We start from the raw sequence: 15,439 nt of genomic DNA on the forward strand, positions 1-15,439 counted from the left end.
GTGTGTGTTGACGCTGCTTTCTAGGGCGGCGTATTGTACGAAATCCCTCCGGAGGAAGCAACGGGTGCGCAGAAAATCGATGACAGCCATCCGCACAATCAATTGATAGTGATTCTCAATTGCATGTATGCTCGATGCATCCCGTTATGGAGGTCACATCATGCAACCCGCCTCGCTCTCCTTGCCACGCCAACGCAAGCTCAGACTGAGCCTGCTCGGGCCCGCCTTCATCGCCGCCATCGGTTACATCGATCCGGGTAACTTCGCCACCAATATCCAAGCCGGCTCCCAATTTGGCTATCAACTGCTGTGGGTGGTGGTTTGGGCCAACCTGATGGCCATGCTGGTGCAGGGGCTGTCGGCAAAGCTGGGCATCGTCACCGGCAAGAACCTGGCCGAGCATATCCGAGACCGGCTGCCAAGGCCTGCCGTCTGGGCCTACTGGGTACAGGCTGAGATCATCGCCATGGCCACCGATCTGGCCGAATTCATCGGCGCCGCGGTGGGATTTCAGCTGCTGCTTGGCGTCACCCTGCTAGAAGGAGCGGGCCTGACGGCTATCGTCAGTTGGGGCATCCTCTCATTGCAAAGCCGGGGCCAGAAACCACTCGAGCTGGTGGTGGGCGGTTTGCTGCTGTTTGTGGCGCTGGCCTATGTGGTGGAGCTGCTGTTTTCACGCCCCCACCTGCCGAGCCTGGTCGAAGGCGTCCTGTTGCCGGGGCTGCCCAACAATGAGGCTATCTATCTGGCCGCCGGGGTGCTGGGGGCCACCGTCATGCCCCACGTCATCTACCTGCACTCGGCCCTGACCCAGAGCACCGACCCGCACCGCGATATTCCCCAGCGGCTGCGGGGCGCCCGCACCGACGTGGCGATCGCCATGACCATAGCCGGGTTCGTCAATCTGGCCATGATGGCGATGGCGGCCGCCGCCTTTCACGCTAGCGGCCATCACGATGTCGCAGGCATCGAGAGTGCCCATGCCACCCTGACCCCGTTACTGGGACAGGCCGCCGCCACCCTGTTCGGCCTGTCACTGGTGGCCTCGGGCGTCAGCTCGACCGTGGTCGGCACCCTGGCAGGCCAGGTGGTGATGCAGGGGTTCGTGCAGTTTCGTATCCCGCTCTGGCTACGCCGGGCCATCACCATGGCGCCCGCCTTCGTGGTGATCGCCATGGGGCTCAACACCACCGAAATCCTGGTGATGAGCCAGGTGGTGCTGAGCTTTGGCATCGCACTGGCGCTCATTCCGCTGCTGCTGCTCACCGGGGATCGCACCCTGATGGGCGAATACCGCAACCGGCCGCTGACCCGGGCGCTCGGGCGGATCATCGTCGCCCTGGTGATCGCCCTTAACGCCTATCTGCTGGCCTCGCTGCTTTAACACCGGGAAACGGGCGGCCCATTACGCCGATGAGCTGCCCGCCTCTTTTGCGGTATCCTCCCTTCCATCGTTCGAAGGAGGATCTCATGGAACACACCCGCGTCAGCTTCGTGCTGGGTCACCTCGAGGAGCAGGCCCGTGTCCTGCTTACCCAACCCGCAACCGACTCCACCCTGATCGTGACCGACCTCTCCCCCTTTCATCCGCAAAGCCATCTCTGGCCCGATCAACCCGGCGACAGCGGCACCCTGCTCTGGGAGGGGGGTCAGGCCAGGGTCTCTCCCTGCCGCATGGGCGCCATCAGCCCGCAGGGCGCCCTGTTTGTCGATGCTGACATTCCCGTCAAACGCGGAGAGCCCGGCTGGGCCTTCGTGGTGGTGCATCCGCTGGCAGGCCATTACCCACTGACGGTGGGCACCCCGGTGACCCTACGGGTCGATGGTGAGGCGCGCCGGCAGCTTTCACTCGGTCACAGCGGTTGCCATCTGGCGGCATTGGCCCTGAACCGGGCCCTCGCCCCCTATTGGAAGAAGGAGCCGGCCGAGCGCGACGCCCTGGGCCAAGCCGATTTCGATCGCCTCGCCATCACCCGCTCACGGGTCGAGCCGCTGGGCTCCTTCGAGCAGTACCGTATTGGTAAAAGCCTGCGCAAGAAGGGGGTGATGGGGGCCGAACTGCTGGCGGCGCTGCCCACTATCGCCGAGGCCATCAACACTCAGCTCGCCACCTGGCTGGCTGCGGGGGGCAAGATAGAGCGCAGCCGCGACGGTGAAGCCATCATCGACTCGCGCTGGTGGCACTGTGAACTGGAGGGGCGCCGCATCACCATCCCCTGCGGCGGCACCCATGCCGACACGCTAGGTGAGCTGGGCCGTGTCGAGGTGACACTCGCGCCGTGCGAGGAGGGCTTCACCCTGCATACCCGGGTCACCCCATGACGGCCAACGAAAAAGGCGAGGGTTTCCCCTCGCCTTGGTGACCCTCCTGGCCATCACATCATCTCATCGACCTTGATGAGGCCGTCCGCCAACATGCTATTGAGCAGCTCACTGCCACTGCCGCCCCCCAAGTCGGCGAAGCTGACGCCTTCCAACACGATCTCCTGATTGACCGCGCCGCTGCCCGTCGTCTTCACCGCAATGACGGTGCTGCCGTCACGCTCCAGCAAAGAGAGGTACTGATCGATGGAGGCTCCGCTCTCTCCTTGCAGCAAATCGCGCAGATCGAGGCAGTCCCCCTCGTGACGATTGAAGTCGAGCACCCGATCCACGGCGGGGCGCTCTCCCGTTCCCTCGTCGCCGGCCTGCCAGACAAAGGTGTCGGCGCCACTGCCTCCGATCAGGACGTCATTGCCAGCACCACCGGCCAGCACATCATCCCCGGCGCCGCCGACCAGAATGTCATCGCCAGCTCCGCCCACCAAGATGTCGTTAGCTCCCACCGAGAGCAGCACATCATCCCCTTGCCCCCCTTGCAGCAAGGAGTTGGCTCCGCCCTTGAAAGAGACCAACTCCAGCTCGCGCGCCACCTCCCCGAGCGTGTCCACATCCATGTTCTGTATGGTCTGTAACAGCAGATCCGGGTCGGCACTGACGGCGCCGGTGAGGCTTTGCAATTGACCGAGGAAAGTCACCATCTCGGCGGCGCCGAGACTCACCACCGTATCCGACATATCGGCAGACACCAGCAGGGCGTCCCCTTGCGCTATCTCCTGCGCCAGCGGCCCCTCTGCGGCCATGGCCTCTGATACCTTGATGCCTAGCTCATCCCCATGCTGCTGGATGTAACCCAGCATCATGGTCAGGGTCAGCGCCTCCACCCCCACGCCTAGCCGGCCAGCGATCAGCGCTTGCAGATGGCTAAAGGCCCCCGCAGGTTCTGGCTCTGGCGCCGCGAAGCGGGAGGTGCCCATCACACTACCGCACTCACCCTCCTCTTCGGCCTGAATAGCCGCCTCTTTCAGGGTGACGGTCACATTAGCCGTCGACGTCTCTCCATCAGCGTCAACGATGGTGTATGTAAACTCGAACCCATCGCCATAATTACCATTATCATCTTTGACAGGCATAAACTGCACGCCGATCAGATTACCGCTCGTATCCCTGAGCTCTTGTTTTATAAAGCCGGGAATATTTGTCGATATAGAGTCAAAGATGGACTGGTATAACTCTTCCCCAATAGGTAATACGCCATCAGGGTCGTGGTCATTATTCAGAAGATCATCAAATTCAATCTTGATGGGCTCCACATCCCCCTCAATGACACTGATGCTACCATCACCAGAGCCATTGACATGAATTGACGAGCCTAAATTAACATCCCCCTCAATGACCAGACAACCATCGACAGTGACATTACCTTTCCCGCTATAATTACCTTTCACATACAAAAAACCATTGATGGTTAAATTATTCGCAGATGACGATACGTGACCGTCAACAATAATGGGCATGCCATTAGCAGAAAGATCAAGCTTCCCTGACAGATTCAATGTTCCATCATCTGGGCGAAGCACAATAATTCTTGGGTCATCGATGTCAATCTCGTGCAACGCAGAGAGGATATCGTTATCACTCCCTGTGATAACATGCAACACCCCGGCGGACTCTAACTCATCGAAACAAACACCTTCTCCATTTGAAGAGAAAAACATTGAGAAAAAATCTTCATTTGTCATACCAATAAGATCAGAGTCTACATTGATATTTTTACCGCCCGCATCATTGTTACCAACGGTCATACTGCCTTTGTTTGGTCCAGTGAGACTGCCATCTATAACCGAGCCTTTCACCCAAATATCGCTACCACTACCGGCGATCACCACCTCTTTAGGAATGAAATCATCTTTATTTAATTCATACTTATCTTCACCTGCAACCGGGCCGATGTTGATAATATTGAAAGAAATCTCCTTCAACTCTTCATCACCGTCACCATCCCGGATAGTGACACCAAATGTATACCTCCCGACATCGGCACTCGCATTGGCTTCGAAAATATACCCGAACTCACCACCACCGAGGTCTGTCAATGTCAACTCACCATTTGCAACAGAGTAGATTGGCCCCTTGAAGATCCAGACACTTCGCCCCTCTTAACTTAAGAGGTAGTCTTGGAGCTATGTTCAGTACTAGTCACAACGAGAAGATGGTCGAAGTGTTAACAGGGGCCGAGCGCCGTCGACGCCGGACTCCACAAGAAAAGATCGCCATCGTGCAGCAGACCTTTGAGCCCGGGATGACCGTCTCTCATGTTGCTCGCTTGCACGACGTCAACGCAAACCAGCTTTTCAAATGGCGTAAGCAATTCCAAGAAGGGTCTCTCACGGCGATCACCGCCGGTGAGGATGTTGTTCCTGCTTCCGAGTTGGCTGCTGCCATCAAGCAGATCCGAGAGCTTCAGCGTCTGCTCGGGAAGAAGACCATGGAGAACGAGATCCTCAAAGAAGCCGTGGAGTATGGTCGAGCAAAAAAATGGATTGCGCATGCGCCCTTGTTGCCGGGGGACGACGATTAAGTGCTGTGAGCCAGGCTCTTAATGTATCGCGTGCGCAGCTATCCGTTCGTGTTCATCGAAAACCGGGTTGGCAAGATGGTCGTCATCATCGCCAGCGTGATGATGCAGCCTTACTTGGCCGTATCATGGAGGCGATGGCAGAGCTTCCCTCCTATGGCTATCGCCGGGTCTGGGCGCTGTTACGGCGTCAGTCTGAGGCAACAGAACAACCTGTGGTAAACGCTAAGCGGGTATATCGCGTCATGCGCGAACATGGCTTGCTGCTGGAAAGAAAACCAGCTGCACCATTGGCCCAGCAGGCACATAAGGGGCGTGTTGCCGTCAAGGAGAGCAATCGACGGTGGTGCTCAGATGGCTTCGAGTTTCGCTGCGATAACGGTGAAAAACTACGTGTCACGTTCGCCATGGATTGCTGCGATAGGGAAGCGTTGGACTGGGCGGCCAGTACTGGGGGTTACGATAGTGACACTGTGCAAGATGTCATGCTGAGGTCTGTCGAACATCGCTTTGGGGATTCGTTGCCGGCATCACCGGTGGAGTGGCTGACTGATAATGGCTCGGCGTATCGAGCCCATGAGACCCGCGCGTTTGCACGAGAAATCGGGTTGGAGCCCAGAACGACAGCAGTGAGAAGCCCACAGAGTAACGGTATAGCGGAGAGCTTCGTGAAGACGATGAAGCGAGACTATATCGAGATGATGCCAAAACCGGATAGCCGAACAGCGGTAGGCAATTTGGCTATCGCGTTTGAGCATTATAACGAGCACCACCCGCACAGCGCCTTGGGATACCGTTCACCACGGGAATTTCTGCGCAGTCGGGTATCACAACCCTAAGCGGGAAAAAGTGTCTGGACCTATGGGGTCAAATCCACCCTGCTGGTTCACCTGATAGGGCATTAATTCATCCATTCCTATCTCTATATCCAGCCCTGTGCCTTGGTTTTCCACCCGAACGTCGCTGATCCCTTGCTGTCGTATTGGCAAGGGATTGTCTTTTAATGTGCCAACAGCACCGGGAATATGCAGCCGCAACCTATCCGGCTGGTAGCTCAGTCGATCCGTGATACCGGAAACCGGCTCGCTGAAGGAAAGTTCTAATTCAATACGCCCCGAGATCTGCGGATTGACGCGCACCTCTTGCAAGGAGGCCTGCGCCCATACACCTTGACTGGACAGGGCCAGCCATACCATCCCCATCCGGAATAACCCCACTGTCCATTTCATATCGGTCCCTGCTTATGGTTCTATTTGGTGTTAGTCATTGCCAATCGGGTATCACGCGTTACCCAACACCCCTTTCCATCCGGGATGGTTTCGAGCAATTCGATGGCATCCTTGCCAATGCGTACGACTTTCCCATGGTTAAGCCCCATGAAGCGATTCAGGCCAACCTTGATAACTTGGCCATCTGGCGTGCCCACCAATGCCCATAATTGCCCCTGTTTGGCGAGGGTGCCGGCCATGGTGAGGTGTTCTAGGCCATACAGCTCCAACTTTTCTTTCTCCCTTGGGGGCAAGGGCCGACACTCCGGCTTGAGCACGACGAGAGCGCTTCCCTGCTCGGGTTTGGGTTGGATGAAGGGGCTTCTCTGCCGGGTGGCTTGGTAGGCAAGGGGGATGAAGGGGCTGACTTCGGGCAATGGCGCAATCGGTTGGGCAGGGCGGGCTCTAACCTCGGTAATGTAATCCTCAATATCACTATGCGGGTTACAGCCAGCAAGGCCTAGCGACATGGCGATATACAGGCTGGCACCTCTCATGATTTTTTCCCTACCGGTGCTTTCGTCCCGGCATCACCGTTGTAGCGATAGGTCTTGGCTCGCATGCTCATGGCAATTTGCTCCCCAGCCGCCCCCCCTTTCAATTGAAAGGTATCGAGAATGACAATGCGGGGTAGACCCGCCAGGCCCGCGGCAAACTGACCTAATTGGTGATAACTGCCCTCAACCTCAATACGCATGGGTAATTCGGTAGAGAACTCATGGGCCACCTCGGGCTCCCAATTAATACGATTGAGCTGCAACCCGTTATCGGTTGCAATGAAGCTGATGTCATCCAACATGCCCGCCACTTCGTTGGTGTTGGGAAGCTGCTTCAGTTGCGCCTCCACCAACTTCTCTAGTTCAGCCATTTGCACTTGGTAAGCCGGAAGGCTAGCCGCCAGCATCGCTTTTCCTTCAAACTGAGCCCTGAGCGTCTCCTCTTCCCGCTGCGCCGTGCGCAGCATCTCTATGGATGACGCGATGACGTAGTAATAAAAAGCCCCTCCCAGCAACGCACACAGCACGCCGACTAAGAGCATCTTCGCCAAGCGCGGCCAACTTCCTATTGCCCCCAGATCAAGTTCATTGAGCTCCTGCCATGTCATGACTTCTTCTCTCCTTTATCAGGGCTGTGCTTACTAAGCACCTGAAACATAAGCGAAAACTGACTGAGCGCTATCGGGGTCTGCTCTGCGGAAAAAATGGTGCTAATCCGTGATAATCCCAGCCATCCCGACCCATCGATGCTGCGCATCATGCTGGCTACCCGGCCATACGCTTCGGTCTTGCCGGTCACATCGACCATGGCGCCTTGCAGCTGCAAGCTACTGAGATAAACCCCGTTAGGCACGATATCTGGAAGGGCATTGAAAAAACGTACCGGCAAGTTGCGCCGTTCTTGCAAATCCGCAATCAGTTGCATGCGAGCAAGCAGGGCTTGGCGGCGCGCTTTTAACTTAGCGACTTCGCCCAATTGAACATCCAGCAGCGCGATCTCGGTCTGCAACCGCTGGTTTCGCGCCTTTTGACTATCCACAATCTCCATCACCAGCCAATTAGCGGCCAAGCCCAACAACACCGTTGCCAGCAAACACCCCGCCAACAGCACTCCGAACTGTTTTTTCTGCCTCTGGTTACGCGCTTCCCGCCAGGGCAGCAGATTTATATTTGACATGGTGTAAAGCTCCGCAGAGCCAATCCCAATGCTGTCATGTAACGAGCACCATGCTCATCAACCGCAAGCTTGGGATGTCGAAACAGGGCAAGGGGATCAGGATGGATGACCTCCAGGTTCAGTTCATCGGCTAATTGCATTGGTAACCCAGAGAGCACGCTGCCTCCACCGGTTAGCACAAGACCGGAGATCTCTCTGAAGTTGGAGGCGCTACAAAACAATTGGATATTGCGTTTAACCTGTTGGATGAGGCTCACCACATACCCGGGAACCACCTCTTCAGCAAAGGTATGTGGCAAGGAGTGGGAGCACTTGGCCAGCTCTGCCTCCTCCTGACTCATGGCGTAGAAGCTAGCAATAGCTTGGGTCAGCTGATCGCCACCAAAATTTTGCAAGCGAGAGTGGATCACCTCTCCACGTACCAGTACGGCAAATGTCAAAGAGCCCGAACCTATATCGACAATCCCCGTAGCATGAGTGCTATCGGCCAGCTCCGGGCAGCAGGCCAGAACCCCTCGCCCCAAGGCATGAACTCCGACATCCATCACTTTGGCTGTCCAGCCGGCTTCCGCCAATGCGCTCACCCGACCCGAGATGCTTTCCGTGCGTGCCGCGCTGAGCAAGACATCCTGCCGCTCCGGATCGCTTGGATTTGGCCCTAACGACTCATAGTCGAGACTGATTTCATCAAGTGGGAAGGGGATCAGCTGCTCCGCCTCAAGCATGACCTGTTCGTGCAGGTCAGCCTCGGAAAGGGAAGCATCCAGAGAGAGCACCTTGGTGATGACATGAGAGCCGGTGACAGAGACCGACGCATAGTCACTGGAGGGGAGCGAACGTTTGAGCGCCTTTAACGCATGAACCACCCGCTCAATATCCTGTAACTGATAATCGACAAACACCCCCTTTGGGGTTGCCACATTGGCTAACGCATCGATAAAAAACTTGCCTTCCCGCCCCGTCAGGCTGACCGCTTTGATGGTATGGGAGCCGAAATCGACCCCCACCAGCGGCAGCAGGGCTCCTTCCCTGAAGAGTCCCAGCATAAAGATCCACATCCATATGATTGAGTTATGTGTTTATTGATTCTTCAATCGATTTGCTGACTTAAGAATTAGCACAGCGTTGGGAGGGCAGTACAAAAATCTCCATCCAGCCGCCCTTCTCACGCTCATTGCGCCAAACCGGATAACAGGGAAAAGCTCGAACTCAACTAGGCAAAACGGCTATACTCTGCGCCCGTTGGCCAAATTTAAGACGATCGGTAGTAACTCCATGTTGAAATGGCTTGTGCGCCTGATGTTTGTCGGGTTGATCTGTGCTGCGCTGGGCGCCGCCGGACTGCTCGGTATCTACTTCTATATCAAACCCCAGTTGCCTGACGTCAGCTCCCTCAAAGACGTCAAGCTGGCAACCCCGATGCGGGTTTACAGCCGCGATGGTGAACTGATCTCCCAGTACGGTGAAGTGCGCCGTATCCCCCTGAAGATGGCCGAGATTCCCCATCAGATGGTGGATGCCGTGCTGGCCACCGAAGATGCCCGGTTCTATGAACATCCCGGGATCGACCCCATCGGCATTTTGCGTGCGGCACTGGCCGTGGCCGCGTCGGGACACGCCAGCCAGGGGGCAAGTACCATCACTCAGCAGGTGGCACGTAACTTCTTCCTCTCCAATGAGAAAACCATTGTCCGCAAGGTCAAGGAGATCTTCCTGGCTTGGCGCATCGAGCAGAACCTGACTAAGGATGAGATCCTCGAGCTCTACCTCAACAAGATCCCGCTCGGCTATCGCGCCTACGGCGTCGGTGCCGCTGCTCAGGTCTACTTCGGCAAGAATGTCAGCGAGCTGACCCTCGACGAGATCGCCATCATCGCCGGCCTGCCTAAGGCCCCCTCCATGCTCAACCCGATCCGCTCCCCCCAGCGTGCCTTCGACCGTCGTAATGTGGTGCTCGGCCGTATGCTGGAGACCGGCAAGATCACGCAGGCTCAGTTTGACGAGTTTTCCAAAAAGCCGGTGGTGGCCCGTTACCACGGTGCTGAGTTGACCCTCTACGCCCCTTATCTGGGGGAGATGGTGCGCCAGAAGATGGTGGATCTCTACGGAGAAGATGCCTATACCATGGGGCTGCACGTCTACACCACGGTTGACTCAAAGCGTCAGAAGGCCGCCCGTGATGCGCTGCTTAAGGGGCTCATCGACTACGACATGCGCCACGGCTATCGCGGTACCGAGAAGCAGCTCTGGCAGCGCGGCGAGAAGGCGTGGGAATACCCGCAAATAGTCGAATACCTGGCCAAGCAGCCGAGCTACAACCCCCTCATTCCAGCCGTGGTGACCGAAGTGGCCGACCGCTCCGCCCAAGTCATTCTCAAAGATGGCAAGCAGGGGGAGCTGGACTGGAATGCCATCAAGTGGGCCCGCCCCTTCATCACCGACTCACGCATGGGCCCCGCCCCGCGCGGCGCTCGTGACGTGCTGAAAGTCGGCACCCAAGTCTGGGTTCGCCCGGAAGGGGAACGCCTGATGCTAGGCCAGATTCCCGATGCCAACGCGGCCCTGGTGGCGCTCAACCCATTCGATGGCGCCGTCGAGGGGTTGGTCGGCGGCTTTAGCTTCGAGCTGTCTAAATTCAACCGGGTAGAGCAGGCGCGTCGCCAGATCGGCTCCAACATCAAGCCCTTCCTCTATGCCACCGCTCTGGAGCAGGGCTATACCCTGGCCTCGCTCATCAACGATGCGCCGATCAATCAGTGGGACCCCTCATCCGGCAAGGCATGGCAGCCGAAGAATTCACCTGCCGTCTACGAAGGCCCCCTCCCGCTACGGCTGGGGCTCGCCAAGTCCAAAAACGTCATGTCGGTGCGTCTGCTGCGCGCCATCGGGATTGGCACCTTCGTCAATGGTCTGGAACGTTTCGGCTTTCCGCGCAATCAGATTGCTCCCTATGAGCCGCTGGCACTGGGCGCTGCCGAATTCACCCCCATCGAGGTCGTCAGAGGCTATGCCGCCTTTGCCAATGGTGGCCGTCTGGTGACGCCCTATTTCATCGGCAAGGTCGTGGATAACACAGGCAATGTCTTGTTCGAAAATACACCGATGGTCGCCTGCGCCCTGGAGTGCGGCCCATCCTCCGCCACCTATGCAGCTAGCGCCTCGGATGCCATGCAAAGCGATGAAGCTCCTGCTGCCACTCAATGTGCGTCGACGCAGAGCGCTACCTGTGCGCCTCAGGCCATCAGCCCGGAGAGTGCCTTCCTGATTGCCGATACCCTCAAGACCGCGATCTGGGGGGGCAATGGCTGGCGTGGCACCGGCTGGCGGGCCGCCGCCGAGCTCAAGCGCCATGACATTGCGGGCAAGACAGGTACCACCAACGAGGCTCGTGACCTCTGGTTCTCGGGCTTTACCCCGGATCTGGTGGCCACCGCTTGGATTGGCTTTGATAACCACCAGCGCTCTCTCGGGGCCGGTGCGTTCGGCGCCAACACGGCGCAGCCTATCTGGATCGACTTCATGAAGGTGGCATTGCAAGGATTGCCCGAGCGGGCGACCCCGAAGCCGAGCAGCATCATCTCGGCTCAGGTCGACAATAACACCGGCCTGCTCAGCTATGGTGGCGGTGGTAGCAGCCACAGCGAGTACTTCAAGCAGGGCACCGAGCCGACCCGCTATGCGGCGCCGGTGGGGGGCAGCGATCCCTTCAGCGGAGGGAGCGACGGAGGCGGAGAGAGCATCTCCACCGACGATCTGTTCTAAAAAAACTGGCGGGTTATCCCGCCAGTTTTTTTTCCATCAGCGCCCGGATCCGCTCGGCCAGCTCGTTGAAGCAGGGGCGCCGCACCGAGTGACGGCGATAGAGCAGCGAGATGGTTCGGCCCGGTGCCGGCTCCACCACAGGGCGATAGCTGACGCCCCCCTCCTCCGGCCCCGGCACCGCCAACTGCGGGATCAGGGTCATGCCGTTACCGGCCGCCACCATGTTGCGCAGGGTCTCGAGACTGGTACCCTTGAAGCGCTGATCCTCCCCCACCCCGGCCGCGAAGCAAAAGCCCAGCGCCTGCTCACGCAAACAGTGGCCATCTGCCAGCATCAGCAGCCGCTTGCCCTTGAGATGATGAAACGGCACCTGGGCCACATTCGCCTCTGGGTGCCAAGAGGGCACCGCCAGCCACATGGGCTCTTGATAGAGCGGCAACGAGCCGAACCCCTCCATTCCCTCCAGCTCGGCCAGGATCAGGCAGTCCAGCTCCCCCTCATCGAGCTTCTTGAGTAGCACCTGTGTCTGCTCCTCGTAGAGATAAAACTCGAGCTTAGGAAAGTGAGCACGCAGATCTTGGATGATATGGGGCAACAGATAGGGGCCAACGGTCGGGATGAGACCGATGTGGATCTCCCCCGACATGGGCTCGGCAAAACTCTGGCCAATGACCTTGAGCTCGCGCACCTCCTTGAGTACCCGGCGCGCCTGCTGGGCCATGGCCTCTCCAGCCGGTGTAAAGAGCACCTTACGTGAGGTGCGCTCGATGAGGATCACCCCCAGTTCGTCTTCCAGCTTGCGCAACTGGCCGCTCAGGGTCGGCTGGCTGACAAAGCAACGCTCGGCCGCCTTGCGAAAGTGTTTCTCCTCCTCCAGCGCCACCAGATATTCGAGATCGCGCAGATTCATGGGCTCGGCTCCTCTTTGCTGCGGGGATGACAGGATGCCGGATCGATACGACCGGCTCAAGCCACTGAATGAAAACAAAAAAGCCCCGGCGAACCGGGGCTTTGGCTGACCTTCCTGGACGGGAAGAGCAGAGATTACTTCTGCGGACGCAGGGCCGGGAACAGGATCACGTCGCGGATGGTGTGGCTGTTGGTGAACAGCATCACCAGACGGTCGATACCGATACCCTGACCGGCGGTCGGCGGCAGACCGTGCTCCAGCGCGGTCACGAAGTCGGCGTCATAGAACATGGCTTCGTCGTCACCAGCAGCCTTCTGGTCAACCTGGGCCTGGAAGCGCTCGGCCTGATCTTCGGCATCGTTGAGCTCAGAGAAGCCGTTGGCCAGCTCGCGGCCACCGATGAAGAACTCGAAGCGGTCGGTCACGTCCGGATTCTGGTCGTTGCGACGAGCCAGCGGAGAGACGGCGGCCGGGTACTCGGTGATGAAGGTCGGTTGCAGCAGCATGTGCTCCACGGTCTCTTCGAAGATCGCGGTGATCACGTGGCCCAGCTCCCAGCTCTTCATCAGCTCGATCTTCAGGCGCTTGGCAACAGCGGTGGCCTTCTCCAGGGTCGCCAGATCGTCACGGGTCACATCCGGGTTGTACTTGAGGATGGAGTCCACCATAGAGAGGCGCTGGAACGGCTGACCGAAATCGATGGTCAGACCCTCTTCGCCCTCTTTGGCGTAACGGATCTTGGTATCGCCCAGAATGTCCTGCGCCAGAGTGCGCAGCATCTCTTCGGTGAGATCCATGAGATCGATGTAGTCGGCGTAGGCCATGTAGAACTCGAGCATGGTGAACTCGGGGTTATGGCGAACGGAGATGCCTTCGTTACGGAAGTTACGGTTGATCTCATAGACACGCTCGAAACCACCGACCACCAGACGCTTCAGATAGAGCTCAGGGGCGATACGCAGGTACATGTCGATGTCCAGCGCATTGTGGTGGGTGATGAAGGGACGAGCAGAGGCGCCACCCGGGATGACCTGCATCATGGGGGTTTCCACTTCCATGAAGCGCTTGTCGTTCAGGAACTTACGGATACCAGCCACCACCTTGGTGCGGGTCACGAAGGTCTTGCGGGACTCTTCGTTGGCGATCAGATCCAGGTAACGCTGACGGCAGCGGGCTTCTTGGTCAGTCAGCCCCTTGTGCTTCTCGGGCAGCGGACGCAGGGCCTTGGTCAGCAGGCGGATGGTGGAGACATGCACCGAGAGTTCACCGGTCTTGGTCTTGAACACGGTCCCTTCAACACCGACGATGTCACCCAGATCCCACTTCTTGAACTGCTCGTTGTAGAAGCCTTCCGGCAGGTCGTCACGGGTCACGTAGATCTGGATCTTGCCAGCCATGTCCTGCAGGGTGGCAAACGCCGCCTTGCCCATGATACGGCGAGTCATGATACGACCAGCGATGCTCACCCGTTTACCCAGGGCAGCCAGCTCCTCCTCCGATTTATCGCCAAACTCGGCGTGCAGGTCGCCGGAGAGGCTGTCACGACGGAAGTCGTTGGGGAAGGGATTACCCTGCGCACGCAGGGCGGCCAGCTTGGAGCGACGCTCTGCCATCTCGTTATTGAGTTCTTGGCCGAGTTCTACTTCCGGAGTCATGGTTTGTTCAGACATGGTGATTCCTGCTTACTTCGTTTTACAGGCCTGATTTCAGGCTGGCTTCGATAAACTTGTCCAGATCCCCGTCGAGCACCGATTGAGTGTTGCGGGTTTCAATACCGGTGCGCAGATCCTTGATACGCGCATCATCGAGCACGTAGGAGCGGATCTGGCTGCCCCAGCCGATGTCAGACTTGGAGTCTTCCAGGGCTTGCTTTTCGGCATTCTGCTTTTGAAGCTCAAACTCATAGAGCTTGGCCTTCAGCTGCTTCATGCACTGATCCTTGTTCTTATGCTGGGAACGGTCGTTCTGGCACTGTACCACGATGTTGGTCGGGATGTGGGTAATACGCACCGCAGATTCGGTCCGGTTAACGTGCTGACCACCGGCGCCAGAGGCGCGGTAAACGTCGATACGCAGATCGGCCGGGTTGATCTCGATATCGATATCGTCGTCGATTTCGGGGTAGACGAACACAGAGCAGAACGAGGTGTGACGGCGGCCGCCGGAGTCGAACGGCGACTTACGCACCAGACGGTGTACACCGGTCTCGGTACGCAGCCAGCCATAGGCATACTCACCGCTGAACTTGATGGTGGCAGACTTGATACCGGCCACTTCCCCCTCGGAGCACTCGATAAGCTCAGGCTTAAAGCCGTGATCCTCACCCCAGCGCAGGTACATGCGCAGCACCATGTTGGCCCAGTCTTGGGCTTCGGTACCACCGGAGCCGGACTGAATGTCCAGATAGCTGTCGGAGGCATCGTTAGGGCCGGAGAACATGCGACGAAACTCCAGCTCGGCCAGCTTGGCCTCAAGCTGGTCAGCCTCAGCCACCGCCTCGTTGAAGGTCTCTTCGTCCTCACCCTCGACGGCCAGCTCGACCAACATGGAGACATCGTCCGCCCCTTGGGTCAGGGCATCGATGGTCTCAACCACGGTCTCTAGACTGACGCGCTCTTTACCCAGCGCCTGTGCACGCTCGGGCTCATTCCAGACATCCGGCTGTTCCAGCTCGGCATTGACCTCTTCTAGACGCTCTTTCTTGGCATCATAGTCAAAGGTACCCCCTAAGGAGCGCTGTCCGCTCAGACAGCTCCTTAAGCTTGTTCAATACAGGATTGACTTCAAACATCGTAAATTTCTCGGGTTCGAGGTGCGTAGAAAGCTGGATATTCTAGCGAAATGCGGAAGGAATAAACAGGGCTGAGGCGCGTCCAGCCAGCCTAAAAACCATTTTATCCGTAAAACCTAGCGGCCCCCCTCACGTGA

The 15,439-nt window shown here is 58.0% G+C and carries 13 protein-coding genes; 4 read left to right on the plus strand and 9 right to left on the minus strand.

Annotation, left to right across the window (positions count from 1 at the left end; genetic code table 11):
• Positions 1 to 160 precede the first annotated feature (160 nt).
• The gene (locus FE240_RS14480; RefSeq protein ID WP_193001898.1) at positions 161 to 1,384 is read left to right on the plus strand and encodes an Nramp family divalent metal transporter; all 1,224 of its coding nucleotides are present in this window, start codon (positions 161 to 163) and stop codon (positions 1,382 to 1,384) included.
• A gap of 86 nt (positions 1,385 to 1,470) precedes the next feature.
• Positions 1,471 to 2,322 (plus strand): alanyl-tRNA editing protein, encoded by an 852-nt coding sequence (locus FE240_RS14485; RefSeq protein ID WP_193001900.1) that lies wholly within the window; start codon positions 1,471 to 1,473, stop codon positions 2,320 to 2,322.
• A 53-nt stretch (positions 2,323 to 2,375) separates the two neighbouring features.
• On the opposite strand, the gene FE240_RS14490 is transcribed toward FE240_RS14485, so the two are convergent.
• Positions 2,376 to 4,415, minus strand: coding sequence for a type I secretion C-terminal target domain-containing protein (locus FE240_RS14490; protein ID WP_193001902.1), 2,040 nt, complete (start codon positions 4,413 to 4,415; stop codon positions 2,376 to 2,378).
• Between the two features lie 116 nt (positions 4,416 to 4,531).
• On the opposite strand from FE240_RS14490, the gene FE240_RS14495 reads away from it, so the two are divergent.
• Positions 4,532 to 5,736, plus strand: a protein-coding gene (locus tag FE240_RS14495) for an IS3 family transposase (protein WP_102948393.1) whose coding sequence is annotated in 2 segments (ribosomal slippage) — positions 4,532 to 4,850 and positions 4,850 to 5,736 — 1,206 coding nt in all. Because the reading frame shifts where the segments join, the coding sequence is not laid out codon by codon here.
• Here FE240_RS14495 and FE240_RS14500 read toward each other — a convergent pair.
• Genes FE240_RS14500 through pilM form a run of 5 tightly spaced genes read right to left on the minus strand, consistent with a single transcriptional unit; the run spans position 5,725 to position 8,885 of the window.
• The gene (locus FE240_RS14500) at positions 5,725 to 6,126 is read right to left on the minus strand and encodes a hypothetical protein (RefSeq protein ID WP_193001904.1); all 402 of its coding nucleotides are present in this window, start codon (positions 6,124 to 6,126) and stop codon (positions 5,725 to 5,727) included. The two genes, FE240_RS14495 and FE240_RS14500, sit on opposite strands and share 12 nt — an antisense overlap.
• 20 nt (positions 6,127 to 6,146) lie before the next feature.
• Positions 6,147 to 6,662, minus strand: coding sequence for a pilus assembly protein PilP (locus FE240_RS14505; RefSeq protein WP_193001906.1), 516 nt, complete (start codon positions 6,660 to 6,662; stop codon positions 6,147 to 6,149).
• Complete coding sequence (pilO, locus tag FE240_RS14510) at positions 6,659 to 7,270, minus strand: type IV pilus inner membrane component PilO (RefSeq protein ID WP_193001908.1); 612 nt, start codon at positions 7,268 to 7,270, stop codon at positions 6,659 to 6,661. Before pilO ends, FE240_RS14505 begins: the two co-directional genes overlap by 4 nt.
• Complete coding sequence (locus FE240_RS14515) at positions 7,267 to 7,839, minus strand: PilN domain-containing protein (RefSeq protein WP_193001910.1); 573 nt, start codon at positions 7,837 to 7,839, stop codon at positions 7,267 to 7,269. The genes pilO and FE240_RS14515 overlap by 4 nt, the downstream gene beginning before the upstream one ends.
• Entirely contained in the window at positions 7,827 to 8,885 is a 1,059-nt protein-coding gene (gene pilM / locus FE240_RS14520) for a type IV pilus assembly protein PilM (RefSeq protein ID WP_319016741.1), read from the minus strand. The genes FE240_RS14515 and pilM overlap by 13 nt, the downstream gene beginning before the upstream one ends.
• A gap of 229 nt (positions 8,886 to 9,114) precedes the next feature.
• Between pilM and FE240_RS14525 the strand changes: the two genes are divergently transcribed.
• Complete coding sequence (locus FE240_RS14525; RefSeq protein ID WP_193001914.1) at positions 9,115 to 11,601, plus strand: penicillin-binding protein 1A; 2,487 nt, start codon at positions 9,115 to 9,117, stop codon at positions 11,599 to 11,601.
• 13 nt (positions 11,602 to 11,614) lie between these two features.
• Here the strand turns inward: FE240_RS14525 and oxyR are convergent, their stop codons facing one another.
• From oxyR to prfB, 3 genes are all read right to left on the minus strand, one after another.
• Positions 11,615 to 12,511, minus strand: a complete 897-nt coding sequence (gene oxyR, locus FE240_RS14530; RefSeq protein ID WP_042048698.1) for a DNA-binding transcriptional regulator OxyR — start codon at positions 12,509 to 12,511, stop codon at positions 11,615 to 11,617.
• Between the two features lie 134 nt (positions 12,512 to 12,645).
• Positions 12,646 to 14,181, minus strand: coding sequence for a lysine--tRNA ligase (lysS, locus tag FE240_RS14535; RefSeq protein WP_193001916.1), 1,536 nt, complete (start codon positions 14,179 to 14,181; stop codon positions 12,646 to 12,648).
• Between the two features lie 22 nt (positions 14,182 to 14,203).
• A protein-coding gene (gene prfB / locus FE240_RS14540; protein ID WP_193001918.1) for a peptide chain release factor 2 occupies positions 14,204 to 15,302 on the minus strand; the annotation gives its coding sequence in 2 pieces (ribosomal slippage) (positions 14,204 to 15,226 and positions 15,228 to 15,302; 1,098 coding nt in all).
• Positions 15,303 to 15,439: the final 137 nt, after the last annotated feature.

Origin of the sequence: Aeromonas simiae, assembly GCF_014892695.1 — a bacterium.
In the GTDB taxonomy this organism is placed as follows: domain Bacteria; phylum Pseudomonadota; class Gammaproteobacteria; order Enterobacterales; family Aeromonadaceae; genus Aeromonas; species Aeromonas simiae.

Coding starts and splice junctions, on each gene's coding strand:
- FE240_RS14480 (WP_193001898.1), top strand. CDS start 161: ATGCAACCCGCCTCGCTCTCCTTGCCACGCCAACGCAAGCTCAGACTG.
- FE240_RS14485 (WP_193001900.1), top strand. CDS start 1,471: ATGGAACACACCCGCGTCAGCTTCGTGCTGGGTCACCTCGAGGAGCAG.
- FE240_RS14500 (WP_193001904.1), bottom strand. CDS start 6,126: ATGAAATGGACAGTGGGGTTATTCCGGATGGGGATGGTATGGCTGGCC.
- FE240_RS14505 (WP_193001906.1), bottom strand. CDS start 6,662: ATGAGAGGTGCCAGCCTGTATATCGCCATGTCGCTAGGCCTTGCTGGC.
- pilO (WP_193001908.1), bottom strand. CDS start 7,270: ATGACATGGCAGGAGCTCAATGAACTTGATCTGGGGGCAATAGGAAGT.
- FE240_RS14515 (WP_193001910.1), bottom strand. CDS start 7,839: ATGTCAAATATAAATCTGCTGCCCTGGCGGGAAGCGCGTAACCAGAGG.
- pilM (WP_319016741.1), bottom strand. CDS start 8,885: ATGCTGGGACTCTTCAGGGAAGGAGCCCTGCTGCCGCTGGTGGGGGTC.
- FE240_RS14525 (WP_193001914.1), top strand. CDS start 9,115: ATGTTGAAATGGCTTGTGCGCCTGATGTTTGTCGGGTTGATCTGTGCT.
- oxyR (WP_042048698.1), bottom strand. CDS start 12,511: ATGAATCTGCGCGATCTCGAATATCTGGTGGCGCTGGAGGAGGAGAAA.
- lysS (WP_193001916.1), bottom strand. CDS start 14,181: ATGTCTGAACAAACCATGACTCCGGAAGTAGAACTCGGCCAAGAACTC.